The following is a 26,265-nucleotide window of genomic DNA, read 5'->3' on the forward strand; positions in this document are numbered from 1 at the left end:
GCTATTCCTTTTTCCAGGGACATTTATGTTCGTGAATATGTTTTTCAAAATCTTCTTTGAAATATTTCAGGGCGCTTTGCAAGGGTTCCATGGCGCCCGGCGCCAGCGCGCAATAGGTATTTCCCGGCGACATGTACCGAGTTTGAAAATTCAGGATGTCGAGGTCTTTCATTTCGCCTTTCCCGTTTTCAATTGCTTCCAGGGTTTTGGCTGTCCAGGGCAACCCTTCCCTGCATGGTGTGCACCAACCGCACGATTCCTGTGCAAAAAAACGTTCCAGGTTCAGTACCATCCCCACGGGGCAGGTTTTGTCATCCAACACGATAAGTGTACCTGTGCCCAGCCGGCTTCCGGCTTTGCCCACGCCGGCATAGTCCATCGTTACATCCATATGGTCGCCGGTCAAAAAATCGGTAGAGCCGCCCCCGGGCAACACCCCTTTAAACTGGAAATCGTCCTGCATCCCCCCGGCATGTTCTTGCAGGATTTCGCGCAGCGAAACACCCAATGGCAATTCCCATAAACCGGGTTTTTTCACGCGGCCACTGGCGCCATAAATTTTAGTGCCTCCTTCATCGGTTTTGCTCAGGCTTTTAAACCAACCGGCGCCATTGGCAATAATGTGGGGCACATTGCACAGGGTTTCCACATTGTTCACTACAGTGGGTTTCCCAAATAACCCACTTACGCCGGGGAACGGCGGTTTTGACCGGGGGTTCGCCCTTTTTCCTTCCAGCGCGTTGAGCAAGCCTGTTTCCTCACCGCACATGTAGCGGCCAACGCTTACATGCAGGGAGGCATCGAGTTGAAAATCGCTTCCTGCGATATTTTTTCCCAGATACCCTGCTTCATAAGCTTCCTCAATGGCCCGGGTAATTGCCCTTGCCGCCTGGTGATAAGCCCAACGGAGAAAAACATAAGCGAACTGCGCCTGGATGGCATACGCGCCAATAATCATCCCTTCGAGCAACTGGTGTGGGTTTCCTTCCAGCAGCAGCCTGTCTTTAAAACTCCCGGGTTCCATTTCATCCCCGTTTACAACAAAGTATTTGGGAGTAGGGACATCTTCCCCCAGGGGCACAAAGCCCCATTTCATCCCGGTTGAAAAACCTGCTCCGCCTCGCCCTTTCAAACCCGATTCCTTTACCTCTTTTGTAACGTCCTCCGGGTTTAATTTTAACGCTTTACGCAGTGCCTGATATCCGCCTGTTTTTTCGTAATCTTTAAGCGAAAGCCAGGTGTTGTCGTTTTTAATATGTTGGGTCAATGGTTTTTCCATGCTGTTTCCCTGGTTATTATTTTCTATTCATAGTTTTTAAGTATTTCATCTATTTTATCCGTTGTCAAATCCCTGTGCAGGTCTTCGTCAACCATCATGGCCGGTGCACGGTCGCAAGTGCCCAGGCAGGGTATGGTCAGTAAGGTAAACCGGTCGTCTTTGGTGGTCTCGCCAAAATCTATTGAAAGCTTATTTTTTAAATAACCGGCAATTTTTTCATAATCCATCATCCAGCAACTCACGCTGTCGCACACCAGGATGACATGCCGCCCTACCGGTTTCCGGAATATTAAACTGTAAAAGGTGGCCACGCTGTCAATCGCGTCCGGCGACATCTCCAGTATTTGGGCCAGTTCTTTTACCGCTTCGTCGGATACCCAGCGGTGATGTTTTTGAATGACCTTTAAACCCTCGATACATGCCGCGCTTTTTTGCGGGAAATGTTGATAGATTTCCTCTATTTCCTTTTTAATCTCTTCTGATATATTATTTTGTGTTGTCATTTTTCAAAACGTATTTACCGGTCAATATCTGAGAGCACATAATCCACGCTTCCCAAAATGGCCATCAAATCAGCTATCGTATAGCCTGTACTAATTTCCGGCACAAATTGTATGTGCGGGAAAGAGGGGGTCCGAATCCTTGTCCGGTATGAGTTTGTGTTGCCATCGGAAACGAGGTAGTAACCGTTGTTCCCTTTGGTGGCTTCCACGCTGCAAAAGGCTTCGCCTGCAGGCATAACCGGCCCCCAACTTACATGTACAAAATGATTAATGAGTGTTTCAATGTCGTGCATGGTATGTTTTTTTCGTGGCGGCGTAGTAAGCGGGTGGTCCGATTTAAATTCCCCTTCGGGCATGTTATCCAGGCATTGCTGAATAATACGCAGGCTTTGCCGCATCTCCTCTATCCGAACTTTTGAGCGGTCGTAACAGTCGCCATTTTGGGCTGTCGGCACATCAAATTCAAACTGTTCATAACCGGAGTACGGTTGTTTTTTTCTGAAATCCCAATCGAAGCCGGTGGCCCTTAACCCTGGCCCTGTAATACCCCATTCAATCGCCTCTTCTGTGGAATATACCCCTATTCCGACAGTCCTTGCTTTGAATATGCCGTTTTTCATTACATAGCGGTCGTACTCTTTTAATCTTTTGGGGAAATAGTCAATGAATTGTTGAATCAGTTTTTTCCATCCCGTTGGCAGGTCCTGGGCTACTCCACCAATGCGGAACCAGTTGGGGTGCATTCTTCCACCGGTAACAGCAGCAACAATATCAAGCACTTTTTCCCTGTCGTTGAACATTAAAAAAACCGGGGTCATCATGCCAAGGTCCTGGGCAAAGGTGCCGTACCAAACCAGGTGGCTTGATATCCTGAACAGTTCGCTCATCATGATGCGGATAACCTTAGCACGGTCGGGCACAGTTATCCCCGCAAGCTTTTCCACAGCCATCACATACGGGAAATTGTTCATTACGCCGCCGAGGTATTCCACGCGGTCGGTGTAGGGGATATAGGAATGCCAGGTTTGCCGCTCTCCCATTTTTTCAGCACCGCGGTGGTGAAATCCGATATCAGGAATAATCTTCACGATATCTTCACCATCTAATTGGAGCACAAACCTTAAAACGCCATGAGTGCCGGGGTGCTGGGGCCCCAGGTTGAGGAACATCAAATCGTCCTCTTCCAGGGTGTTGTCCAGCCCCCATTCTTCGGGTTTAAACTGCAAGGCCTGTTGTTCAATCTCCTGTTTGCTTTCCGGAAGTTGAAAGGGCCCCATTTCCGTAGCCCTGGCCGGATGGCATTTTTGTAGCGGGTGCCCCTCCCAGGTTTGGGGCATCAAAATTCTTTTCAAATGGGGGTGCCCCTGAAATTTTATACCAAACATGTCATACACTTCCCTTTCGTACCAGTTGGCAGCAGGCCATATCGAAGTGATGGAAGGGAGGGTAGGTTTTTCGGAAGTAAGCGGGACTTTCAGGCGGATAAAACTGTTCCGTTCAAAAGAGAGCAGTTGATACACGACCGTAAAGCCACTGTCAGGTTGTCCCTGGCGATGGTTCCTAGCCTGTTCGTCAATTGCCGTGAGGTCGTAGAGCATTTTAAAAGGCCGGGCTACTTCGTTTTTTAAAAAACCAAGCACGTCAACAATCCGGCCGGGATTTACCCATAGGGTTGGAAATTCATCTTTTGTTTCCTGGATGCTTAGGATGGAATCCTGAAACTTATCATTTAATATGGAAGCGATAGCTGTCATCTGATTTCCTATATTTCATCGGGACTTTTAATTTCCGTCATTTTCAACCTTTCCGGCCCCTGAATAGCTTTCATTGAAATTTTTTCCGGTTTTACAATTCCCTGCGGTCCCATCACCCAGCTCAACGGCCTTTTCTCTTTCCCGACCTGGTCCCTGAGCAATAAAATGGCCTCCAAAAAGGCATCGGGGCGTGGCGGGCACCCGGGCACATACACATCTACCGGCATAAATTTATCCACGCCCTGCACCACGCTATAAATATCGTACATACCGCCTGAATTGGAACAGGAACCCATCGAGATAACCCAGCGCGGTTCCATCATCTGTTCATACAAGCGTTTGATTACAGGCGCCATTTTAATAAATACGGTACCGGCAATCACCATCATGTCGGCTTCGCGCGGCGTGCCCCGTATCACTTCGGCGCCAAAACGGGCAATATCGTAGCGGCTGGTGATTGAAGTGGCCATCTCCACATAGCAACACGACAAGCCAAAGTTGAACGGCCAGATGGAGTTTTTCCTTCCCCAGGCCACCATGCTCTCCATGTTGGTGAGCAGCACATTTCTCTGAACTGTTTCTTCAAATGATCCGTTTCCTGTTTCAGGAACTACCGGGTTATTTAACTTGCTTGTCCACCACTTCATTAGCGTTTTTTTTTATGTTTTTATGATAAGCATTCAAAATTCTCTTTCCGCTGGGGCCAAAATCGAGCGCTCCCGATTTCCATTCGTAAATAAGTACAACCAATAAAACCACTGCAAAAACCAGGATTGCGAGGTAGCCCGACCAGCCTGTCTCCCTGATGGCAATTGCCCACGATATGATAAATGCGACTTCCAAATCAAAAATAACGAAAAACATGGCGATGACATAAAAATGGACGGGAAAGCGCAGCCGTGATGTACCGGTGGCCGTGATGCCCGATTCAAACGCTTCATCCGTGGCATGTTCTTTATGCCGTTCACCCAGAAAATAAGAGACTGACAGGATGCCTGCCACCAATAACACAACGGAAATCCCGTACAACAGGAATGGCCATAATAAGGTGGTATCAGATGTGTTTTCCATTAGTTAATATACGATGCTTCATGTTGTGTGTTAAGCCAACGGGAAGAATTTTTTCTTCTTTCAGGCCTAAACCTATTCGATAAATTACGTATTTTTGACCACCGGCAGGCCCAGCGTTACCCAATCGTGCATGCCACCTCGGTAGTAAAGCATTTTTTCGGGAGGGTAACCTGCCTCCAGTAAATTATGGATGGCCGTTGGCGATTGCGGGCATTGTGGGCCGTTGCAAAAAAAGATGGACGGCTGGTCGCGGTCCAGCTCATCCATCCTGTCGGTTATTTCATCATGGGGGATATTCTTCGCTCCGGGGATGGTTGATACTTCATAAAAACCGGATGTCCGGGCATCGATTATCGGCAGCCCCTTTTCCTGAAATTCACCGATTTCAATTTCATCCACAGTACGGACATTTTCCCTTACCTGCAATGGCTGGATGATCCCCCAGGTGGTATCTACATGTACCAGCCCGGGTTCGCCTCTTACCGGTTGTGGTACCATTTGTGCCTCTTCTCTTTTCGGTGTTCGCTTTTTATTAATATCCATATTTTCTGTTTTTATAATGAATGCATTACCCGTTGCAGTTTTTCCTCTATCTCACTGGCTACTTCGGTCAAACTCCGGTTATCAACAGCCAGCATGGAGGCCACCGGGTTTACAGCGGCAACTTCTGTTTTGCCATCGTCCAACTCCTGTACAATGACATTGCAGGGCAGCATGGTTCCGATTTTGTTTTCAAACTGAAGGGCTTCATATGCTTTGCGGGGGTTGCAGGCGCCCAAGATCCGGTATTTTCTGAAATCTACGTCCAGCTTTTCTTTCAGCTTTTCGTGGATGTTGATTTCCGACAATACGCCAAAACCTTCTTTTTTCAGTGCTTCGGTCACCTTCTCGACGGCTTCGTCAAAAGCGTACTCTGTTGTTTTCTCAATGTAATACTTCATGATAATTTATCTTTTAATTCATTAATCTGACTATGTTCCGGCATTCCTATCGAAACTACTTTATCATCCACAATTAAAAGTGGCGATGTTTTTAATTTATACGTTTCAATTAACTCCGGATGGTCTTCAAAGTACAATAATTCATATTGCAATCCGGCATCTTGCAATTGTTCTTCAAGTTTTGGCCGGTGTGTGCATGTTTTGGTAGCTGCTATTATAATTTCCATTTTTACTCCTATAAATCTTTTTTGCGTTCTTCAAATTCCTGTTTATCAATTTCTCCTTTGGCATAGCGCTCTTTCAAAATATCGAGCGCCGACTTGCCGGGCCTTTGACCGGGGCTGTTGCTTTGGTTCATTCCCTTAACCACCATCCAAACAATAACGATTATGATAATAAGCCCGATGATCCACCACCAGCCCATGCCCCAGCCGTGACCTCCAAATCCGTTCATCATACTATTGCTCCTTTCTTGTTAATGGTGTTCTTCATGATCCTGATCCTGTTGCTGGTTCATCATTCCGCCTTCTCCCTGCATCATGCCACCTTGCATCATGCCGCCATGTTGCATCATCATGTTTTTCATCTTTTCTTTCTGCTCATCGGTGAGTACCGCTTTCATTTTGCCGGCGGTTTCATAAGCGGCGGCTTTCATGTTGATTTTCGTATCAGCACAGTTTTTCATCTGGTTTTTCACCTGGCCGGCCGGGGCGTTGTCTGCCAATAAACTTTTCAGTTTCATCTGTTTCTTACGTAATTCTGCCTGATAATCGATTTGCTGCTTTTTGAATTCTGTCTGTAAATCATACAATTGGTTTACCTGGTCATCGGTAAGCGACAGTTGCTGCTGCATGTTGGGCAGGTGGTTTACCATCATGCCGTATTTTTTCATGGGCATATTTTGGTTCATCATCTGGCCGCACATGGGGCATTTCCCGTTGTTCATCATGCCCTGCATCATTCCTCCTTGCATCATTCCGCTTTTTTGCATCATCATGCCTTGTTTTTGACTCTTTTTGTTGTTCTGGCCCATCATTTGGGCACTTGCCGAATACCCTGCCATAAATAGGAGGGCTGTTGCGATAATTACTAACTTTTTCATCTTTTTCATGTCATTAATTTTTAATTGTTTTACAAAGTACATGATAATTAATAATTTATGTGTTATATAATTCATAGAAGATTTTATAGTATTTTATTGTTTTTGCTATTTTTACTGTTTGTTGTTGGTTATCCGTATGAGTTTGACAATATCTAACCACACATTTTCACCCCGTATGTTTTTCGGTTCAAAACCTGCTTTCAACAAATTATCGTACGTTTCGCGGTTGATGTTCGCCCCATAAATATTAAGGGGGATAAAGTTGAAGGCATCCATCAACGGGCCCACCGCTTTTTTGTGGCTGCGCACATGTTCCAGCATTAATATTTTTCCGCCGTTTTTACATACCCGCCTTATTTCTTTCAAGCCCTGCACGGGATCGGGGACGGAACAAAACACGCATGAGGTAACTACCGTATCGAAAGTATTGTCGTCGAAAAACATATTTTCTGCATCCATTTCCAGTAGCTCCGTTTTTTCCGGGCGGTTGTTTTTACTTTGGGCTTTTTCAATCATTTTTTCGCTGAAATCTATTCCTGTAAGTTCTACATCCTCTAGATAAAATGGTAAATTTCTACCTGTGCCAATGCCCACTTCCAGAGTTTTGCCGAAAGCTTCGCGTAACATTTTCTTTCTCCACTTATGGAAACCCATTTCCATGGGTTGGTCCAGGATATCATAAACTCCGGCAATCCGGTTATATCGTTTTTTAATTTTGTTTGTCATGGCACCAATTCTTTACTATTTATGTTCTATTCCACGACTTCGTAATTACGCATCATTCCCATATCTTCGTGCTCCAGGTTGTGGCAGTGGTAGACATAAACGCCGGTGAAATCTTCAAATTTCAGTGCTATTTTAACTTTCATTCCCGGCAATAACAAAAAAGTATCCTGCCATCCATCGTCAATAAAACCATCCTCGACTGTCCCCCATGAGTCAGCGCTTACCCCGGAAATATCACGATCGATAATTTGAAACTGCAACCCATGCAGATGCACCGGATGGGGCATACGCATCATATCCTGCATCATTCCCATTCCCCGGCCATCATCGCCGTTTATAAACTCCCAAACTTCAGTAGTATTCAGGCTTACTTTTTCCCAGTCTGCTACTTCCCTCATTTCAAAGGTTTCTCCGTTAATCACCCACTGCATGCGCTGGTTGAAAAAACGGAACTGACGCGGAGAGGCCGCATTTACAGCTTCCGACTCCGGAATGGAACTGATATTTTGAAAAGCGGAGGGCAACGATTTTCTTTCGCCACTTTCGGAAGTAACCGTAAACGAGCAGATGTCGAAACCGGTACCGTTTGACAGCCCTGAGCCGGACATCATCTGGTCTCCCATCATGCCACCTCCCATTCCCATGGAAGTGCCATCATTGAACGGCAGGCTATGCAGATAAACCTGGCCTTCAGCATTCATTTCTGAAAAATCTTTCCAAATTTCAATGCGTTCGCCGGGAGCGAGCATCACATAAGGTTTTCGGACAGGTCGGGACAATAATCCTCCATCGGTTCCGATAACAATCACATCGGAACCATCGCTCCAGGCAAGTTTGTAAATCCTTGAGTTGGAACCATTCAAAACACGAAATCGGTAAGTTGATTTTGAAACGTGTATGTTATTTTCGAGGGTTCCGTTTACCGCAATCCGGTCGCCCAGAAAACCTTGCATCCTGCTCATCTGATTATTTTGCATGTAAACCAGTTGATTATTTCCGTCAAATATCCGGTCCTGAATAATGAGGGGAAGGTCGTATTTTTCTGTCGGCAGATGATCTTCGTTCCCTTCAACGATAAACATTCCTGCAAGCCCCTCGTAAACCTGTTGGCCGGTAATCTTATCGGGATGTGGATGAAACCAGTAGGTTCCAGGACGGTTGTTCACCTCAAATTCATATACATATTGCGCTCCGTTTTCCACGGCATACATTGGATGTCCGTCCATTTCCGGCGGAATGTGCAGCCCGTGCCAGTGAATAACACTCTCACGTGGAAGTTGATTTTTAAACCGAACCCTGATTCTCTGTCGCTGCTTCACTCTGAAAACGGGCCCCAACCATGAGCCGGGCAGATTTTCAACAGTGGCATTGTCTGCTTTTAGTACATTCAATACATAAGAATAGACCTCTGTTTTGTTGCCACTCATTACCTGAATATTGTTCCGGATGGCTGTAAATTCGACATCAACATCAGGATTAAAACTAGCGTTAATCTTGTAATTTCCTTCGATCATTGTACCCCTGCTGCCGTTCCCGCAAAATGTGAATGCAGGCAAAAACGCAGAAGCCGCAATCCCTCCACCTAGTCTTTTTATAAAATCAGCTCGCTTCATTTAATACAATTTTGATGAATACTTGCCCGGACGTAGTAATTTTTAAAAGCAAATTAGCTTTGTGAACAAATGGGCATTTAATTGAGCTACAAAAACATAACAAAGAACGATCGCCTTTGTTTGATCTTTCGAGCACAGTTTGGTAGTTACTGAATTCGTAGAAAAATTGACAAGCAGCTGTTGGCTTGGGGTCTTCTTTTTTTTGATGGGCAAAAGAGGGACAGCTGGCTGATTTGTATCCTAATTCCATACGTCAGATTTAACAATTTTCCTGAAAAGCCATGGGAACGAACAAAAAAGGGGCACTCGGCCCTGGTGTTCAAATCATCAGAATTGGTTAATCTTCAAACGGTTTCATAATGAAAATCGCAGGCGACGGATCATCAAAATCACGGGCTGTTATCAAGGCCTTTAGGGTAACTTCGCGCAACAGCCGGTTCGACCTGTCCATTACTTTTTCGTTCTGCTCCCAATCACCGGTGTCCGGCAGTTGGATCAATAGCTTAAAAAGCAAGTGAGAAGAAGATTCCTTCCGGGCGAAAAAGGCAAACATGAACAGCACATCCCATAATCGGCCATCCTGGTTCTGATAAACTTCCATCCCTTCGGGAACTTCCACATATTTGTCCCAAACCGATCGGGTCAGGTAAACCGGATGACGAATCCCAGCTTCCTTGGAAATCTTTTGATCAACTTGAATCAGAAAACCATCATCAACGGCCTGTTTTGTAGAGTAAACTGAAATGGGTTTTAAATTTTTGAAATCATTCATAATAGATCGCCGCTTGCCCTGCGGACTTATAATGGCATCTGGCACGCCTTTAAACTTAAATTTTTGGCGTACTGGCATTGAGGTGTCCCGGGTGAGGTCAATGGGGTGCATGTCAGGTTTTCCGTGTGGAGGGAATGTTTGATTTGGAAAGGAAAAAGCTGAACGCATCCGAAGGACGGTTGCCACGAAAAGCAACCGCCCCTTTACCGTTCCGGGAAGCGATCAATAACTTTGAGGAAAATTTGAGTAAAACAGCTTAAGCCTATGAGTATTGGAATAGTTGAAAATAATTCAATGATCGAACTCAAGTGAACTGACACTTCGCCTTTTTGCTTGCCCTGAATGAATAATGAGCATTCCAGATCGGGGTGATCTCGAAAAACATCGAACATAGTTTAATAAAATATCAGTAGAATTTATTAGTTTCGAAGAACTAAAAAAAATAACTGGAAATGCCTGACTTCGATCGTCAAAATCTGACAAACGATTTGCTGAAGAACCAGCTTCTTCGATACTTATCCCTGGGTTTTAAGAAAAGTCAATGCGTTGTTTCCATTCATGAATGAATGGCTGGTAGTAGATTTCTGTAATTTCCTACACAGGGCATCATGGTTTAAAGGAAGAATATAATAATTGAAATAAGAATAAAGAAAGCATGGCCAAAAAGAACGGAAACGGCAAGCAAAAGAGCATGGAAGAAACCCTTTGGGATTCGGCGAATAAATTACGTGGAACAGTTGAGTCATCCGAGTACAAACATGTGGTACTGGGGCTCATCTTCCTGAAATTTGTAAGCGACAAATTTGAAGAACGCCGGAAGGAACTCCTGGAAGAAGGAAAAGACAAGTATATCGACATGAAGGAATTCTACAACATGAAGAATGTCTTCTATTTGCCGGAGGAATGCCGCTGGTCGCATATTATCAAAAACTCGAAGCAAAACGACATCGCCCTGAAAATTGACACCGCTTTGCATTCCATCGAAAAGAATAATCCCACCTTAAATGGAGCTTTGCCCGATAATTATTTCTCGCGCCTAAACATGGATGTGAGTAAACTGGCTGCGCTGCTGGACACCATAAACAACATCGACACCTTGCAGGATAAGCAACAGGATGTGGTGGGACGTGTGTACGAATATTTTTTGAGCAAATTCGCTTTGGCCGAAGGAAAAGGAAAAGGCGAATTCTACACGCCCAAAAGCATTGTCAACCTGATAGCTGAAATGATTGAACCCTACAAAGGCATTATTTACGACCCCGCATGTGGTTCGGGAGGTATGTTTGTGCAGTCGGTAAAGTTTATTGAAAGCCACCATGGGAACAAACGCGAAATTTCTATTTACGGACAGGAATACACCGCTACCACCTATAAGCTGGCGAAAATGAACCTGGCTATTCGCGGAATATCTGCAAACCTGGGTGATGTGCCGGCCGATACGTTTGGACGCGATCAGCATCCTGATTTGAAAGCTGATTTTATTATGGCCAACCCGCCTTTTAACCAAAAGGACTGGCGTGCGAAAGACGAGTTGATCGATGATCCGCGCTGGAATGGTTATGAAGTGCCGCCGGCCAGCAATGCCAACTATGGTTGGATTCTCAATATGGTGGCTAAACTGTCAGAGAATGGTATCGCCGGCTTTATTCTGGCTAACGGAGCGCTAAGTGGCGGTGGCGAAGAATACAAAATTCGGCGCAAACTGATTGAGAATGATTTGGTCGAAGCGATCCTCATATTGCCTCGCAGTATGTTTTACACCACAGACATCAGTGTGACCGTTTGGATTTTGAACAAAAACAAGAAAGAGCAAACCAGACAGATAGGCGACGAAACCCGGCTCTTTCGAAACCGTGCAAAGGAAATCCTGTTTCTGGATTTACGACAAATGGGCGAACCATTTGAAAAAAAGTTTACCCAATTTTCTGTCGGCGACATCGAAAAAATTGCAGCCACTTACCATACGTGGCAGCAGGATGATCAAGCCTATGAGAACGTTCCCGAGTATTGTTATTCTGCAAGCATTGAAGAAATTGAAAAGAAAGACTTCTCGCTGGTACCCAGTAAATACATTGAGTTTGTGAATCGGGACGAAAACATCGACTTCGATGAAAAAATGCGAGCTCTGCGATCAGAATTCTCCGAACTGCTAAAGGCCGAAGAACAGTCAAAAGCAGATCTGCTAAAAGTATTTGATGAATTGGGTTACAAAATTGATTTACCATGAATAATAAGCAGTTGAGCCTTTTTGAGATCGACGACGAGCATTCAATCTATTCGCTGTTAAATAAAGAATTTCTCCCGAAAGAATATTTCGAAATTGAATACAAGTCCGGCAAAGATGGATTTCCTAAGGAGCTATGGAAAACCTATTCTGCCTTTGCTAATACTAATACGGGAATCATCGTATTAGGGGTAAAGGATAAAAAGGGAGTATTAATCATTGAAGGATTAACTGACGAACAGATCGAAAAATACAAAAAACAGTTTTGGGATGACTGCAACAATCCCAATACGATAAGTCGTAATTTATTAGGCAACGACGACGTAAAGGTAATCGGAATAAAGGATAAGAATTTGCTCGTTTTCAGAATTCCCTTCGCTTCCCGAACTGAACGTCCGGTTTTTTTAACACGTAATCCTTTTAGAAACACCTATAAAAGAAACCATGAAGGCGATTATCGATGTACGGATGAGGAGGTAAAAAGGATGCTGGCTGATTCCGGTGCGGAATTAAAAAGGGACAGCCTCATATTGGAAAATTTTACAACCAACGATTTTGACCCGACAAGTGTAAAGCAATTCCGACAGCTGTTTGTTTCGTCCAAACCCAGTCACCCGTGGCATGTACTGGACGATTTGGAATTTTTCAAAAAAATTGGTGCATATCGGGTCGAGAGAAAAACAAGAAAGGAAGGGATTACCTTGGCGGGCTTGCTCATGTTTGGAAAAGCTGACAGTATAAAAGAACAAGAGGCATTGCCCGATTTTTTTCCAGATTTCAGAGAGCGACTTTCTACTGACACTAAAATTCGGTGGACCGACCGGATCTGTCCGGATGGAACCTGGGAAAACAATTTATTGCAGTTCTACCTGAAAGTATGGCCTAAATTATCCTCCACCCTGCCCAAACCATTTCAGTTGAACAAAGACGAGCGGGTTGATGAAATGCCAACACATATCGCTTTACGCGAAGCGTTTGTAAATGCCTTGGTGCATACCGACTACGCGCTAAGTGGAAATATTGTGATCGAACTGGATACCGAGAAATTTGTATTCTCCAACCCTGGAACGCTTTTGGTTTCCATCCATCAATATTATTCTGGTGGAATTAGCGAATGCAGGAATCCGGCTTTGCAACAAATGTTTATGTTGATCGGTCGAGCTGAAAAAGCCGGAAGCGGCGTGGATAAAATTATGTCCGGCTGGCAGGAATCACACTGGAGACGCCCATTTTTGGAAATAGAACAACAACCAGACAGGGTAAAGTTAACGCTGCCCATGTTCAGTGTCATCCCCGAAGCTGTTCTCAATGAATTGAATGCTGTTTTTGATGACGTTAGCCATCTTTCGCCCGATGAGTTGACAGCACTATCCTTTTGCCAGATTGAAGGCTCAATTTCGAACCAGCGATTGCAATATGTGCTGAATATGCATAGTACCGACATAACCAATTTGTTAAAGAAACTTTGTGCCGAGGACTATCTGGAATCAGACAATAACGGTCGTTGGACGACTTATAAAGTTAAATCGAAGGTTGACACCTCAAACCAAAAGGTTGCAACCCCCGACCAAAAGGTTGACACCTCCGGAAAGGTTGCAACCTCTGATGAAAGAGCTGAAAATCAAAACTTAACCAGCACAAAGGTTGCAACCTCTGAAAAAAAGGTTGCAACCTCCAAAACAGAAAAGGTTGCAACCTCTGAGAATGAAATGCACAGCTTCCATGGTAAAAATATCAAGAGAGAAGAATTAGAACGCATTATACTGCGTTTATGCAAGGATGAATATGTGAAAAAAGAAGAGTTGGCCAAGCAATTGGGTAAATCTGAGAATTATATCAGAAACCGCATCTTACCGGATTTACTCAAGAGCGGTAAACTCGTTAAACGCTTTCCGTATACCCACAACCACCCCGATCAAGGGTACAAAACCAACGAAGAGCATGCAAAGGGATTATAAGCCGCTTGGAAATTACATACGAGAAGTGAATGTCCGCAATACGGATTTAAAAGTCGAACTTCTTTTAGGTGTCAGTATCAAAAAGGTATTCATGCCTTCTATTGCTAATATTGTTGGTACCGATATGCGCTCATATAAGATCCTGGAAAGAAATCAATTTGCCTATGGACCGGTAACCTCACGTAATGGAGACAAAATTTCAATTGCATTACTGGATGACTACGATGAGGCCATTATTTCCCATGCATACACTGCTTTTGAAATTATTGATACCAATGAGCTAAATCCAGAATACTTAATGATGTGGTTCCGACGACCGGAGTTTGATCGCTACGCTCGCTTTATGAGTCATGGTAGTGCAAGAGAAGTTTTTGGATGGGAAGAATTATCCAACACCATGCTGCCGATACCTTCTCCTGAAAAACAACGCGAAATTGTTGCCGAATACAACACCATAAAAAACCGTATTGCCCTAAACAACCAACTCATCCAAAAACTGGAAGAAACCGCACAGGCTATTTATAAGCAGTGGTTTGTAGATTTTGAATTTCCCGATGAAAATGGAAACCTGTACAAAAGTACCGGCGGGAAAATGGTTTGGAATGAAGAACTGGATAGGGAGATTCCAGAGGGATGGAAAGTTGATAACTTAGAAACATTAATTGAGTTTAAAAATGGCAAATCCAAGCCCAATAATGTGGGTGATTATCCTGTATATGGTGGTAACGGCGTTTTAGGATACGTCAATGATTATAATAATGAAAATGTTCTTGCAATTGGTAGAGTTGGTGCGTATTGTGGAAGCTTGTACAGAGAACTAGATAAATGTTGGATAAGTGACAATGCAATATCTGCGAAATCTAGGAATGACGCCAATATGTTCTGTTATTACTTGTTAAGGGATTTAAACTTAAATGAACGCAGTGAAGGCACTGGGCAACCACTAATAACACAAGGATTATTGAATGGCTTAAGGGTGCTTGTTGTTCCTGCTGATAATATAGTACGGTTCGAAAGAGAAGTTGTAAAAATATTCAAACATACCGTTATTGTAGAAAGAGAAAATACAAAGCTTGAAAGCTTAAACTTCCTAGTGCTTTCGAAACTTGCAACCAAAGGAAACAAAATATATGAGTACCCAGTCTGTTGAAATTACTAGCTCAGGAATAAAGAAGGTGTTACAAAAATATTCCTCACAAAGAGCTGTCGCTGAATATATCTGGAATGGCTTTGATGCCAAAGCAACAGTAATAAATGTTGAATTTGAGATTGATTCACCGGAATTTGACACTTACAAATCAATTCGCATCACTGACAATGGCGAAGGCATAGTTTATGAGGATTTAGGTGAAAGATTTAGAAAATTTTACGAATCAAACAAAACAAGCCTCAGTTCAAATAATAGTGACTTAACAAGAGGCAAAAATGGATACGGAAGGTTTACATTTCATAAGTTTGCCAGGTTTGCGAGATGGGAAACTGCTTACAGGAAAGATACCAGTGAACTTGCCTTTTACCGGATTGATATCAATAGTGACAATCTAAGAGAATACAATCCGACTCAACCAGTCATAACAACAGGTATACCGGGAACAACAGTAGTGTTCACGGAAATTCATTCTGAAATATCTAGTGCATTTATTGAGGACATGTTAAAGCCATATTTAAAAGCTGAATTTGCATGGTTCCTTGAATTAAGGGAGGAACATAAACTCTTAATAAACGGTGAGGAACTCGATTACTCCTCCATTATTGAAGAAGTCGATAATTATCCGATTGCCCTGCAACAAAATATGGGCAGTGTGAAATTTGAATGTAAGTATATTCGATGGTCAAGTAAATTAAATGACGAATATTCAAGATTTTACTTTGTAAATGAAGACCTCGAATTGAAAAATACAAAAACGACATCTTTAAATAAGAAAGGGGATAATTTTTGGCATAGCTTGATAATTGTAAGTGACTTTTTCAACAATGTTAATAACGATGAAGAAGAGGAAGATATAAATTTGAAGCTGTTTGACACAGGCGAGGAACGGCGGATATTTAAGGAGTTGATATCCCAACTAGACGAATATTTGAAGAAAAAAAGACGCCCTTTTTTAAGAGTTCAGGCAGAAAAATTGGTCGACAAATATGAAGAAGAAAAAGTCTTCCCAAAATTTGGAAAAAATGAGTGGGATAAAACTCGGAAGCAAGGGCTGAAGAAACTTGTCAAGGAAATCTATGAAGTTGAACCAGCGGTTTTCATGAAACTCAACAAAGAACAGAAACGAATTTTTCTTGAACTACTGAATCTTGTGATGGATAGCTCTGAGAGTGAAAGTTTGTTTAAAATCATTGATGCAGTTGTAGAACTCGATTCGAAGGACAGAAAGGAATTCAGCAAACTCCTGAAAACAACTCGCTTAAAACAAGTTATTTCAACTATAAGCCACATTCACGACCGCCTAATCATCCTCGATAATCTAAAGAAAGTCGTTTTCAACCATGAATTGAAGGCTAATGAGAGAGATCATTTGCAAAAATTTATCGAAAAACATTACTGGATTTTTGGAGAAGAATATCGAATGGTTTGTGCTGAAGAAGTGAAATTTGAGGAAGCACTTCGAAAATACACATATATACTAAGAGGCGTTGACAAAAAGCATTTCATTGAGCATCCCGATAAATACAAAGAAATGGATTTGTTTTTAGCAGGAACAGATTTTCGGGACGGAAAGCCCCATAATATTGTAATTGAAATAAAAAATCCATCAACTATAAAACAACTGAAATCAAAGCAAATGACTCAATTGGAGGAATATATGGACGTAATTTTGAAGCAGGATTGTTTTAATGATGCGAACGAAGAATGGACTTTTTTCCTTATTGGTCAAGATTACGACGATGTTCTCAGGCGGAGAATTCAAAATACCGAAACCGGCCTTGTAATTACTGGGGGAAACTACAGCCTTTATCTAAAAAAGTGGAGTGAGATTATCAACGAAGTTGATAGACGTTTGAAGTATCTGCTGGATAAACTGAAAATTGAAAGAAATACGCTTTCAAAAAACAACACGCTCAAAGAGATAATTGAAACATCACCAACTATAGAGAATTGAACTTTATGAAATTAAACCAAATCAAAATCAAAAATTTTAGAGGATACAGAGGTGAAACCATCATTCCGATTCAAAATTTGAATGTATTTGTGGGCAAAAACGATGTTGGTAAATCGACTATTCTGGAGGCTCTCGATATTTTTTTCAATGAAAACAAAGGTGTAGTCAAAATTGATAAAGAGGATGTTAACAAAGTTGCATTAGCAAATGCCGAAAACGAGATTATTATCAGTGTCATTTTTGATGAGCTACCGGAGAGGCTTGTCCTTGATGCAACAAACGAAACTTCATTAGTGTCAGAGTATCTTCTTAATTCGGATGGACGATTAGAAGTTGTTAAAACATATCCAAACGGAAGTGGTTCTGCCAAGGTTTTTGTGAAGGCCAATCATCCCACACATGAAATATGCGCTGACTTATTGCAGAAAAAACAAGCCGATTTAAGAAAAATCATCAAAGAACAAGGCATTGACTGTGAAAATCAAACGAGAAATGCTGTAATGAGGTCGGCAATATGGTATCATTTTCATGGTGAATTGCAATGTGAGGAAAGAGAAATTGATGTCACTAAAGGAGAAACAAAAGACATCTGGGAGAAATTGAAAATCCATTTACCCTTATATAGCTTGTTTCAATCAGACAGGAAGAACAGTGACGGAGACAGCGAAGTTCAGGAACCCATGCAGTTTGCGGTATCTCAGATTTTGAAAAACCCAGAACTTCAAACAACCTTGGATGGCGTAGCCGAAATTGTTACTCAGAAACTCAATAAGGTGGCTGAAATTACATTGGCAAAAATTAGGGAAATGAATCCGGAGATTGCGGATAGTTTAACACCCGTAATTCCATCTCCTGATAGTTTAAAGTGGAAAGATGTTTTTAAGAATGTTTCCATAACTGGGGATGAGAACATTCCTATTAACAAACGAGGTAGTGGAGTTAAAAGACTGATTTTACTAAATTTCTTCAGAGCTGAAGCGGAACGACGACGAACTGAACACAATATACCGAGTATTGTATATGCAATTGAAGAGCCTGAAACCTCGCAACATTCGCAACATCAAAAACAACTGACAAAAGCATTGATAAGACTTTCTGAAGCAGCAAATACGCAAATTATTCTGACTACCCATAGTCCGGTCATAGTAAAAGAGTTGAATTTCAATCATCTCAAAATGGTATTGAAAGATGGCGAAACTAAAACCGTTGTTTCTGTTGAACCGGGGCAATTACCATACCCCTCATTGAACGAGGTCAATTTTTCTGCTTTTAACGAAATAACGGAAGAATATCATAACGAGTTGTATGGGTTCATCGAAAATGAAGGATGCATAAATGAATTCAGAAATGGTAAACAAACTATGGCTTACACCAAAGTTCTCCGTGGTGGAAATACAAGAGTGGAGCAAATAATTTTGACGGATTATATAAGACATCAGATTCATCATCCTGAGAATGTTAATAATGTTCGCTTTACAGAAGAACAATTAGGAAATTCGATTCGAGATATGAGGCAGTTCATTAAAGATGAACAATTGATTGCTGTTGTCGAGTGAGCCAGATTAGTCACATAAACCGCCAATAATGAACCTACCATAAAATCACCTACCATGCTCAACACCATTAACCGCGATGCACTGATTATTATACCGAAACAGCCCTTACTGGATTGGGTGAATTATATTTACCCGGAAGCTCCGGTTACCATGGAAAGCTTGGGAAAACACGACCACGGCAATGTGTACCTGATCCCGGAAACCGACCACCCGGATGATGCATTAAATTACCTGCGTAAAAACATGGAATTGTACTTTGAAACGGAGTTGTTCGATTGGTGTACCGATGACAAGCTTTGGCCGAAACCCTTAACATGGGAACTGTTTGAACGCTGGTTTGATTATTCCATTCAGTCAGTGGTGGTAGATATGGCAAAGGGCCCGATTATGAAAGATGAATATTAAAATTCATAAATTTAATCCGTAAAATGACTCAACCCGAATGACAGAATCGAACCGTATAGAATACAAACAACAACTGACTGACGATCTGGAAAAAGAAGTCGTGGCCTTTTTGAACTATCCGGAAGGGGGTTTACTTTATTTCGGTATTGATAAAGCCGGCAATGTGGTTGGCGTTTCAGATGCTGATGGCCTGCAACTCAAGATCAAAGATCGGTTGAAAAATAACATCCTTCCTTCCTGTCTGGGCTTGTTTGATATTATCCTGGAAGAGCGAAACGAGAAGGATGTCATAAAGATTATGGTGGCCAGTGGTCCTGAAAAACCCTATCACCTGCGAAAGTATGGCATGTCGGAGAAAGGCACTTTTATTCGTACGGGAAGCGCCTCAGAACCGATGCCCGCCAAACTGATTGAAAAGCTGTTTGCCAAACGTACCAGGCATTCTTTGGGCAGAATCCGGTCGCCCCGCCAGGATCTAAAGTTTGAACAACTCAAAATTTACTACCAGGAGTCTGGCAAAACCTTAAATCAGCAGTTTTCTGCAAATCTCGGTTTACGTACGGAGGACAAACAGTACAACTATGTTGGCTATTTAATGGCCGACGAAAATGCTGTATCCATCAAGGTAGCCAAGTATAAAGGAAAAAATCGGGTTGACTTAGTTGAGAATAATGAATATGGTTACTGTTCGCTCATCAAAGCAACAAACAGGGTTCTGGACAAAATAGAATTGGAGAATCGTACCGCAAGCCACATCACATCGAAAAAAAGAATTGACACCCGCTTGTGGAATCCGGTGGCATTGCGTGAAGCCATCATCAATTCGATTGTACACACCGATTTCACCCGTGAAATACCTCCCAAGTTTGAAATCTTTTCAGACCGGATAGAAATTACTTCAGCGGGAGGCCTGCCCGAGGATTTGAGCCATGAGGAATTTTTTGCAGGTTTCTCGGTTCCTCGCAACCAGGAAATCATGCGAATTTTTAAAGATCTGGAATTGGTCGAACATCTTGGATCAGGCGTTCCACGGATTTTGGAAAGTTACGACGAGTCATGCTTTCATTTTTCTGATAACTTCTTACGGATGTCATTTCCCATCGCAGAAATTGAAGGTGAGGAAAATGGTGGTCAAGATGGTGGTCAAACAGGTGGTCAAACAGGTGGGTCAATAGGTGGGTCAATAGGTGGTCAAACAGGTGGTCAAACAGGTGGTCAAACAGGTGGTCAAATTCAGCGTTTAACAGAACGACAACAAGAAATTTTTGATCTAATTCATCGTAATCCGCACATAACGAGAAAGCAAATATCTTATAAACTCGGTATTGCCGAATCTGCCATTCAAAAGCATTTAAATTCATTAATTTCTCAAAAGATCATTAAACGAGTGGGGACTTACAAAGGATATTGGAAAATACTGAAAACTAATCTATGAAGTTTACCGAAGCCCAATTAGAACAAGCCTTTATCGATCTTCTTCGAAAAGAAGAAATGGACTATTCTCCCGGAGCAGCAAAAAAAGAAACAGGAACGAATACGGCCCGTGAACCTCAGGTAAGCTACCAGGTTGCCGGTGATGAAGTGCTGATCAAATCTGATTTAAAAGCCTTTTTAATGGCGCAATATTCCGAAGACGGGATTACGGAGGCTGAGGTGAACACGATCATCCTGGAGTTGGAAAAACTGCCTGCTTCCGATCTTTATGAAAGTAACAAGGCCATCCTGAAGATGGTGAGCGATGGGTTCCTGCTCAAACGTGACGATCGCAGCAAAAAAGACCTCTACATTCAGCTTATTGATTATTCCGAAGCCGATAACAACCGCTACAATATCGTGAATCAACTGGAGATCCACGGTTATGAAAAACGCATTCCCGATTTAATCATTTACATCAATGGTTTGCCGCTGGTGGTGTTTGAGTTTAAAAGTGCCATACGCGAAGACACGACCATTCACAATGCCTACATACAACTGACCGTCCGCTATAAACGCGATATTCCGGAACTATTTAAATACAATGCGTTTTGTGTCATCAGCGATGGGGTGAATAACAAAGTCGGCTCTTTCTTTGCACCGTACGAGTTTTTCTATAGCTGGCGAAAAATTACGGGCAATGAAATGGATGTAAATGGAATTTCTTCCATGTACTCATTGATTCAGGGAATGTTCAACCGGAACCGTTTGCGCGACATCATCCATCATTTCGTCTATTTTCCCGACAGCTCGAAGAAAGATGAAAAGATTGTTTGTCGCTATCCGCAGTATTACGCGGCACGGAAACTCTTCAGCCATATTAAAGCACATCAACGCCCCGACGGCGACGGCAAAGGGGGAACTTATTTTGGAGCTACCGGCTGCGGTAAAAGTTTTACGATGCTTTTTTTAACACGCTTGCTCATGAAAAGCGTTGATTTTTCAAGCCCTACCATCATTCTTATTACCGACCGCACAGACCTAGATGATCAACTAGCACAGGATTACTTTGTTAAAGCCAAAAATTACATTGGTGATGAAACCGTAATCAGTGTCAAAAGCCGGAAACACCTGCGCGAATTATTGCAAGACAGAAACAGCGGAGGGGTTTTCCTTACAACCATCCATAAGTTTACCGAAGATACTGAACTGCTAAGCGAACGGGCCAATATCATCTGTATCTCCGACGAGGCCCACCGAAGCCAGACAAACCTTGATCAGAAAGTAACCATCACTTCGGAGGGAGTGACAAAAACCTACGGATTTGCGAAATACCTTCACGATTCGCTTCCCAATGCCACTTATGTCGGTTTCACCGGAACCCCGATCGATGCAACCCTGGAAGTGTTCGGAGAGATTGTTGATTCCTACACCATGACCGAATCAGTAAAAGATGGTATTACTGTTCCGATTGTTTATGAAGGGCGTGCAGCGAAGGTCTTACTGGACAACAGCAAGCTACAGGAAATTGAAAAATACTATAGGAAGTGTGCGGAAGAAGGATCCAACGAATACCAGATTGAAGAAAGCAAAAAGGCCACGGCAAATATGAATGTAATCATTGGTGATCCGGATCGCATTAAAGCCGTTGCCGAAGATTTTGTCAGGCACTATGAAAAACGCGTATCTGAGGCTGCAACAGTAAAAGGCAAAGCGATGTTTGTTTGCAGCAGTCGACCGATTGCCTGGGACTTGTACAAGCAAATCATCGCCATAAAACCCGAATGGACGGACATAAAAGCTTGCGAAGAGGGTGCCAACCTATCTGAAAAAGAAAAGAAGGAAATCAAGCCCATGGCACGCATCAAGATGGTCATGACACGGGGAAAAGATGACGAGAAAGAATAGTATGAATTATTGGGGACCAAAGACTATCGTAAAGAGCTGGACCGACAGTTCAAAAATGAGAAATCGAATTTTAAAATTGCACTTGTGGTTGACATGTGGTTAACTGGTTTTGATATCCCTGCCTTAGATACCATGTACATTGACAAGCCAGTTCAACGGCACAACCTGATCCAAACCATTTCGCGTGTCAACCGAAAAATAGAAAACAAAGAAAAGGGGTTGGTCGTTGACTACATTGGCATAAAAAAACAGATGAACAAGGCTCTGGCCCAATACAACAAAGCGGATAGTAACAATTTTGAAGATATCGAACAATCAATCGTTGTGGTAAAAGACCATCTGGATTTATTGGGAAGAATCTTCCACAAGTTTAACTCAACACCCTACTTTAGTGGCTCTCCACTGGAACAACTCGAAACACTGAACATGGCCGCTGAATTTGTGCAGCTTACGCAGGAGTTGGAAAAACGGTTCATGTCCCTAACCAAACGTTTGAAGGCAGCGTATGACATTTGTTCCGGGAACGAAGCGTTTGGACCTGACCACCGCGATCGCATTCACTTTTATCTAGCTGTCCGCTCCATTGTTTTTAAACTGACCAAAGGCGATGTACCCGATATTGCGCAAATGAACGCCAAAGTCCGGGAAATGATCAAGCAGGCATTGCAAAGCGATGGCGTAGAAGAAATATTCAAAATGGGGAAGGAAAACCAAAATGAGGTAAATATTTTTGACGATGATTATTTGGCGAAAATTGAAAAGATAAAATTGCCCAATACCAAAATAAAACTCCTTCAACAACTGCTAGCCAAAGCCATCGACGATTTCAAAAAGGTCAACAAAATAAAGGGGATTGACTTTTCAAAACAAATGAACGCATTGGTGACCAAATACAACGAACGCAACGAAGCGGATATCCTGCGAAGTGAAGTTCTGGAAGACTTTACCGATGAAATCATCGATCTGTATCATGCCCTGAAAAAAGAAAAAGAATCCTTTAACGAAATGGGAATTGACTTTGAAGAAAAGGCCTTTTATGATATTTTGAAAGCTTTGGCACGCAAATACGATTTCAACTATCCGGAAGAAAAACTCATTCAGCTTTCAAGGGAGGTAAAGACAGTAGTGGACGACAAAGCCAAATATACAGATTGGGATAGGCGCGACGACATCAAAGCCGAATTAAAAGCTGACCTGATCATCTTGTTAGCTGAAAATGACTACCCGCCTGTCGATCGTGACGAAGTTTATAAAGAGATTTTTGAGCAGGCGGAGAATTTTAAGAAATACCAAAAAATTGGTTGAGATGGAAACACTAACTCCAAAACCATTTTGCTCTAACAAAGACCAGATCAAAGCCTTTGTTTTAGGCTGCGATCCAACAGGGTTCGACAAAAATGGAAACCGCCTGGAGTTTGAATATGTATTTGACATTGGAAAAGACAAACGGTATTTTGCAGGAATCCTGTCAAATCTCGCTCAAGTTGGGTTGTCACTGGACGATATTTACGTCCAAAACCTGATAACCGATTATTTGAACACTGAAAGCACCAAAAACAAAGCGTGGCTGAAAATTGCAGCCGGCTACATCTCAGCGCGGAAATTGGAGTTTGACCAGATTGACAGGCATCGTCATCTTCCAGTGTTTTTGACCTCTGAATTACTGACTAAGGCCATCCTAAACGATGATCAGCCTAAACATAAGGCCAGGGAGTTCTATGAAAATCCAGACTTAATTCCCCTTGCTCCACAGACAAACAAACTTGAGAGACCATTAATTCCTTTGTACCGCCACACCGCCTATCGGTTATCACACCAAGCAGATTATACCAAGCGATTACGGGAACTTTTAAGAAGAACAATATGATGATCAAATTCTCTTGAAATGTATACCGTGGAGCTTCAGTCTTAAAAATCATCTATTTGAACTCTAATCATAAACGTCGCCCTTTTTTACGTTTTTTTGACTGCTCCTTGAGTCTGAACTTTTTGCGCTTCTCCAAAGGCCCATTCAACTGAGCCTGCATTTGCCAAATCATTTCTTTGATGATTAATGATTTTAGTGTCCCAATGGCAATTCCTTCATGATTTTGTTTTGAAAGCGTATTTGGTAAATCCTTCTTGTTCTGTTCCTGAGACAACAATTCTTGCCTTGAAAGATAAAACCTCGGCCGCTCTTCAAAGTCCGACAATTTCATCGGATGCCGGATTACCGCTCCATTCTCATCGGTCACAAAAACCATATGCCCCCTCCCCGCTTTTCGAATCTCCACCTGAAATAGTCCCAATGCCTGGTCATATAGTTCTTTGGAAGTGATGATATCTATTCGGTTAAGCTCCTTAAACAGGCTTTCCAGGTTTCGCTTCAGATGTCCGCTGGATGCGGTAAATTTCAGGTTCCTGAGTTGTGCCGGAATCTCTTGCTTGAGCTGGTATTTTTGCTCCAGCTCTTTGACAAACTTTTGCATTTTGTCCTTTTCGTAGCCATCGCGGATCTTTTTGCCGGTCATTTTATCAATCCGCGTAGAGACAACATGAAAATGCACCCGCTCCAAATCCTGATGCTTATAGACAAAATAAGGCTGGCTACCGTATCCCATGTGTTCCATCATTCGGTCAACTTCCTGCCGGACGGTTCTATCGTCCAGTTTCAACAGATCAGAACCGGACGGATTCACGGAGATATGCAAGCACTTCTTTTTCACCCGTGGGTTTTGCTTTTCAATGTCGTGAAGAATCTTCCACCGGTGCCCTTGATCATACATAAACGGATTAACCGACAGGGTATTGGCACTATGAAAATAGCTGGCCACGCCCTCCTTGATTTTCTTCTCATTGTATTGAAAGGCATTTCGGGTATCACTGGACTGGTGAATGACAATTACCATCTGTGTACATTTTTAAGTTTGCGAAGGTCCATCTTCAATTTTATCCAGGTAGTGCTGCAGGACCGAGAAACAGTTTCGAAGCTCCCTTAAGATCTGCCTGAAAATCTCCCGGTCTGCGGCAGTCAGGTGGTAGATATGATTGGAGTTAATCCGTTTAGATACCTGGTTAAGATTCACGCCGATTTTGTTTAGCTCGTAATCGAGTTTGCGTACCAACAAAACAAATTCTTTGGAAGCTTCCACTTTTTTGATTTCCCGCCTTTTGACCAGTTTGGCCCTGCAAAAATCACTCAAATTCAGGTAGCCCTCCTTTTTACAACGCTTCAGCAACAAGCGCTTTTCCAAGGCTGTCAACCGGACGCGAACGCCCTCATCTAACTTTTCATGATCCGGTGTTTTTGGCCTCATGGCTTGTTGTTTTCTAGCTGATTCAAGGTTTCAAAAAAGAGGGGGATCTTCCATTTTTCATGCTGAAAGCCCTGCCGGGAGGCACAAGGTTTTTGTGGAACAAAAACACATCTTGCAACCCCCTCTTTGATCTAAGATTACTTCTTCAAAACTAGCTGTTGAGCTCCAGAAAGAAAACAGCAAATTAATTCAATATGAGTCAATTGACATTACTAACAGACACAAAGAAAATAACGGAAGCAATGAGGAAAATTGATTAAAAAGATCTCCAAAGATTTAGTGAGCGAAAACCGTCAAGTGGTCAAGTAGCTATTTCGATACCGCGTTAACAACAGACAGGTGCCGTTTTAGAATTAAAAACAGGATGTCTTTGCGAATGGGCTTGGTGATGATTTCATCACAGCCTGCCTTGTAAGCCTGGTGCCTCTCACGTGGAAAAGAATGGGCAGTGAGAGCCAGCACAGGAATCGCTGGATGTTGCGTTTTGATGGCTATGGTTGCTTCAAACCCATCCATTTCGGGCATGATCAGGTCCATCAAAATAATATCTGGTTTTTCCGCCTGCACTTGGGCCACCGCCTCCAAGCCATTCGCGGCATGACGCAGCTTCACCTGGATGCCCTGAAAATAAATTTTCAAA

General features: G+C 42.7%; 27 protein-coding genes. 10 read left to right on the forward strand and 17 right to left on the reverse strand.

Going from position 1 to position 26,265, the window contains the following annotated elements:
* Nucleotide 1 precedes the first annotated feature (1 nt).
* The 14 genes from nuoF to NC99_RS16075 form a co-directional block, all read right to left on the reverse strand.
* Complete coding sequence (gene nuoF, locus NC99_RS16015; RefSeq protein ID WP_053185922.1) at nt 2–1,279, reverse strand: NADH-quinone oxidoreductase subunit NuoF; 1,278 nt, start codon at nt 1,277–1,279, stop codon at nt 2–4.
* A 23-nt stretch (nt 1,280–1,302) separates the two neighbouring features.
* Entirely contained in the window at nt 1,303–1,782 is a 480-nt protein-coding gene (gene nuoE, locus NC99_RS16020; RefSeq protein ID WP_053185926.1) for an NADH-quinone oxidoreductase subunit NuoE, read from the reverse strand.
* A 14-nt stretch (nt 1,783–1,796) separates the two neighbouring features.
* Nucleotides 1,797–3,536, reverse strand: coding sequence for an NADH-quinone oxidoreductase subunit C/D (gene nuoC, locus NC99_RS16025; protein ID WP_053185930.1), 1,740 nt, complete (start codon nt 3,534–3,536; stop codon nt 1,797–1,799).
* An 8-nt stretch (nt 3,537–3,544) separates the two neighbouring features.
* Nucleotides 3,545–4,183, reverse strand: coding sequence for an NADH-quinone oxidoreductase subunit B (locus tag NC99_RS16030; protein WP_053185934.1), 639 nt, complete (start codon nt 4,181–4,183; stop codon nt 3,545–3,547).
* A complete protein-coding gene (locus NC99_RS16035) occupies nt 4,155–4,607 on the reverse strand; it encodes an NADH-quinone oxidoreductase subunit A (RefSeq protein ID WP_053185938.1) in 453 nt (150 codons plus the stop codon). The genes NC99_RS16030 and NC99_RS16035 overlap by 29 nt, the downstream gene beginning before the upstream one ends.
* An 84-nt stretch (nt 4,608–4,691) precedes the next feature.
* Nucleotides 4,692–5,150, reverse strand: coding sequence for a rhodanese-like domain-containing protein (locus NC99_RS16040; protein WP_053185941.1), 459 nt, complete (start codon nt 5,148–5,150; stop codon nt 4,692–4,694).
* Nucleotides 5,151–5,161: 11 nt separating this feature from the next.
* Nucleotides 5,162–5,548 carry a DUF302 domain-containing protein gene (locus NC99_RS16045; RefSeq protein ID WP_053185944.1) on the reverse strand — a complete coding sequence of 129 codons (387 nt, stop codon included), beginning with the start codon at nt 5,546–5,548 and terminating at the stop codon, nt 5,162–5,164.
* Complete coding sequence (locus tag NC99_RS16050) at nt 5,545–5,775, reverse strand: thioredoxin family protein (protein WP_053185948.1); 231 nt, start codon at nt 5,773–5,775, stop codon at nt 5,545–5,547. The genes NC99_RS16045 and NC99_RS16050 overlap by 4 nt, the downstream gene beginning before the upstream one ends.
* An 8-nt stretch (nt 5,776–5,783) precedes the next feature.
* Entirely contained in the window at nt 5,784–6,005 is a 222-nt protein-coding gene (locus NC99_RS16055; protein ID WP_053185951.1) for an SHOCT domain-containing protein, read from the reverse strand.
* 18 nt (nt 6,006–6,023) lie between these two features.
* Nucleotides 6,024–6,659 (reverse strand): Spy/CpxP family protein refolding chaperone, encoded by a 636-nt coding sequence (locus tag NC99_RS16060; RefSeq protein WP_162231240.1) that lies wholly within the window; start codon nt 6,657–6,659, stop codon nt 6,024–6,026.
* Nucleotides 6,660–6,761: 102 nt separating this feature from the next.
* Nucleotides 6,762–7,376 (reverse strand): class I SAM-dependent methyltransferase, encoded by a 615-nt coding sequence (locus tag NC99_RS16065; protein WP_053185956.1) that lies wholly within the window; start codon nt 7,374–7,376, stop codon nt 6,762–6,764.
* A gap of 26 nt (nt 7,377–7,402) precedes the next feature.
* Nucleotides 7,403–8,989: a multicopper oxidase family protein gene (locus NC99_RS16070; RefSeq protein ID WP_239684468.1), complete on the reverse strand. Its 1,587-nt coding sequence runs from the start codon at nt 8,987–8,989 to the stop codon at nt 7,403–7,405.
* Nucleotides 8,976–9,239, reverse strand: a complete 264-nt coding sequence (locus tag NC99_RS21965; RefSeq protein ID WP_157624976.1) for a hypothetical protein — start codon at nt 9,237–9,239, stop codon at nt 8,976–8,978. Before NC99_RS21965 ends, NC99_RS16070 begins: the two co-directional genes overlap by 14 nt.
* Nucleotides 9,240–9,326: 87 nt before the next feature.
* On the reverse strand, nt 9,327–9,761 hold the full coding sequence (locus NC99_RS16075) for a DUF6573 family protein (protein WP_157624978.1): 435 nt from the start codon (nt 9,759–9,761) through the stop codon (nt 9,327–9,329).
* Between the two features lie 655 nt (nt 9,762–10,416).
* Here NC99_RS16075 and NC99_RS16080 point away from each other — a divergent pair.
* The 10 genes from NC99_RS16080 to NC99_RS16120 are packed head-to-tail and all read left to right on the forward strand — an operon-like array spanning nt 10,417 to nt 24,196.
* Nucleotides 10,417–11,988, forward strand: coding sequence for a type I restriction-modification system subunit M (locus NC99_RS16080; protein ID WP_053185966.1), 1,572 nt, complete (start codon nt 10,417–10,419; stop codon nt 11,986–11,988).
* Nucleotides 11,985–13,943 (forward strand): RNA-binding domain-containing protein, encoded by a 1,959-nt coding sequence (locus tag NC99_RS16085; RefSeq protein ID WP_053185969.1) that lies wholly within the window; start codon nt 11,985–11,987, stop codon nt 13,941–13,943. Before NC99_RS16080 ends, NC99_RS16085 begins: the two co-directional genes overlap by 4 nt.
* On the forward strand, nt 13,927–15,093 hold the full coding sequence (locus NC99_RS21680; RefSeq protein ID WP_082326529.1) for a restriction endonuclease subunit S: 1,167 nt from the start codon (nt 13,927–13,929) through the stop codon (nt 15,091–15,093). Before NC99_RS16085 ends, NC99_RS21680 begins: the two co-directional genes overlap by 17 nt.
* On the forward strand, nt 15,074–17,047 hold the full coding sequence (locus NC99_RS16095) for an ATP-binding protein (RefSeq protein WP_053185973.1): 1,974 nt from the start codon (nt 15,074–15,076) through the stop codon (nt 17,045–17,047). Before NC99_RS21680 ends, NC99_RS16095 begins: the two co-directional genes overlap by 20 nt.
* Before the next feature lie 5 nt (nt 17,048–17,052).
* Nucleotides 17,053–18,603, forward strand: coding sequence for an ATP-binding protein (locus NC99_RS16100; protein WP_053185976.1), 1,551 nt, complete (start codon nt 17,053–17,055; stop codon nt 18,601–18,603).
* A gap of 54 nt (nt 18,604–18,657) precedes the next feature.
* A complete protein-coding gene (locus NC99_RS16105) occupies nt 18,658–19,008 on the forward strand; it encodes a hypothetical protein (RefSeq protein ID WP_053185979.1) in 351 nt (116 codons plus the stop codon).
* Between the two features lie 37 nt (nt 19,009–19,045).
* Nucleotides 19,046–20,443: an RNA-binding domain-containing protein gene (locus NC99_RS16110; protein ID WP_053185982.1), complete on the forward strand. Its 1,398-nt coding sequence runs from the start codon at nt 19,046–19,048 to the stop codon at nt 20,441–20,443.
* Nucleotides 20,440–22,329 (forward strand): type I restriction endonuclease subunit R, encoded by a 1,890-nt coding sequence (locus NC99_RS22375; protein ID WP_204375031.1) that lies wholly within the window; start codon nt 20,440–20,442, stop codon nt 22,327–22,329. Before NC99_RS16110 ends, NC99_RS22375 begins: the two co-directional genes overlap by 4 nt.
* 9 nt (nt 22,330–22,338) lie before the next feature.
* Entirely contained in the window at nt 22,339–23,634 is a 1,296-nt protein-coding gene (locus NC99_RS22380) for a DUF3387 domain-containing protein (RefSeq protein WP_204375032.1), read from the forward strand.
* A 1-nt stretch (nt 23,635) separates the two neighbouring features.
* Nucleotides 23,636–24,196: a hypothetical protein gene (locus NC99_RS16120; RefSeq protein ID WP_053185986.1), complete on the forward strand. Its 561-nt coding sequence runs from the start codon at nt 23,636–23,638 to the stop codon at nt 24,194–24,196.
* 67 nt (nt 24,197–24,263) lie between these two features.
* On the opposite strand, the gene NC99_RS16125 is transcribed toward NC99_RS16120, so the two are convergent.
* From NC99_RS16125 to NC99_RS16135, 3 genes are all read right to left on the reverse strand, one after another.
* Complete coding sequence (locus NC99_RS16125; protein WP_053185989.1) at nt 24,264–25,217, reverse strand: relaxase/mobilization nuclease domain-containing protein; 954 nt, start codon at nt 25,215–25,217, stop codon at nt 24,264–24,266.
* A gap of 12 nt (nt 25,218–25,229) precedes the next feature.
* Nucleotides 25,230–25,625 (reverse strand): plasmid mobilization protein, encoded by a 396-nt coding sequence (locus NC99_RS16130; protein WP_053185991.1) that lies wholly within the window; start codon nt 25,623–25,625, stop codon nt 25,230–25,232.
* 309 nt (nt 25,626–25,934) lie between these two features.
* On the reverse strand, nt 25,935–26,265 hold a 331-nt coding region (locus NC99_RS16135; RefSeq protein WP_162231242.1), incomplete at its 5' end, for a response regulator.

Source organism: Sunxiuqinia dokdonensis, from assembly GCF_001270965.1.
In the GTDB taxonomy this organism is placed as follows: domain Bacteria; phylum Bacteroidota; class Bacteroidia; order Bacteroidales; family Prolixibacteraceae; genus Sunxiuqinia; species Sunxiuqinia dokdonensis.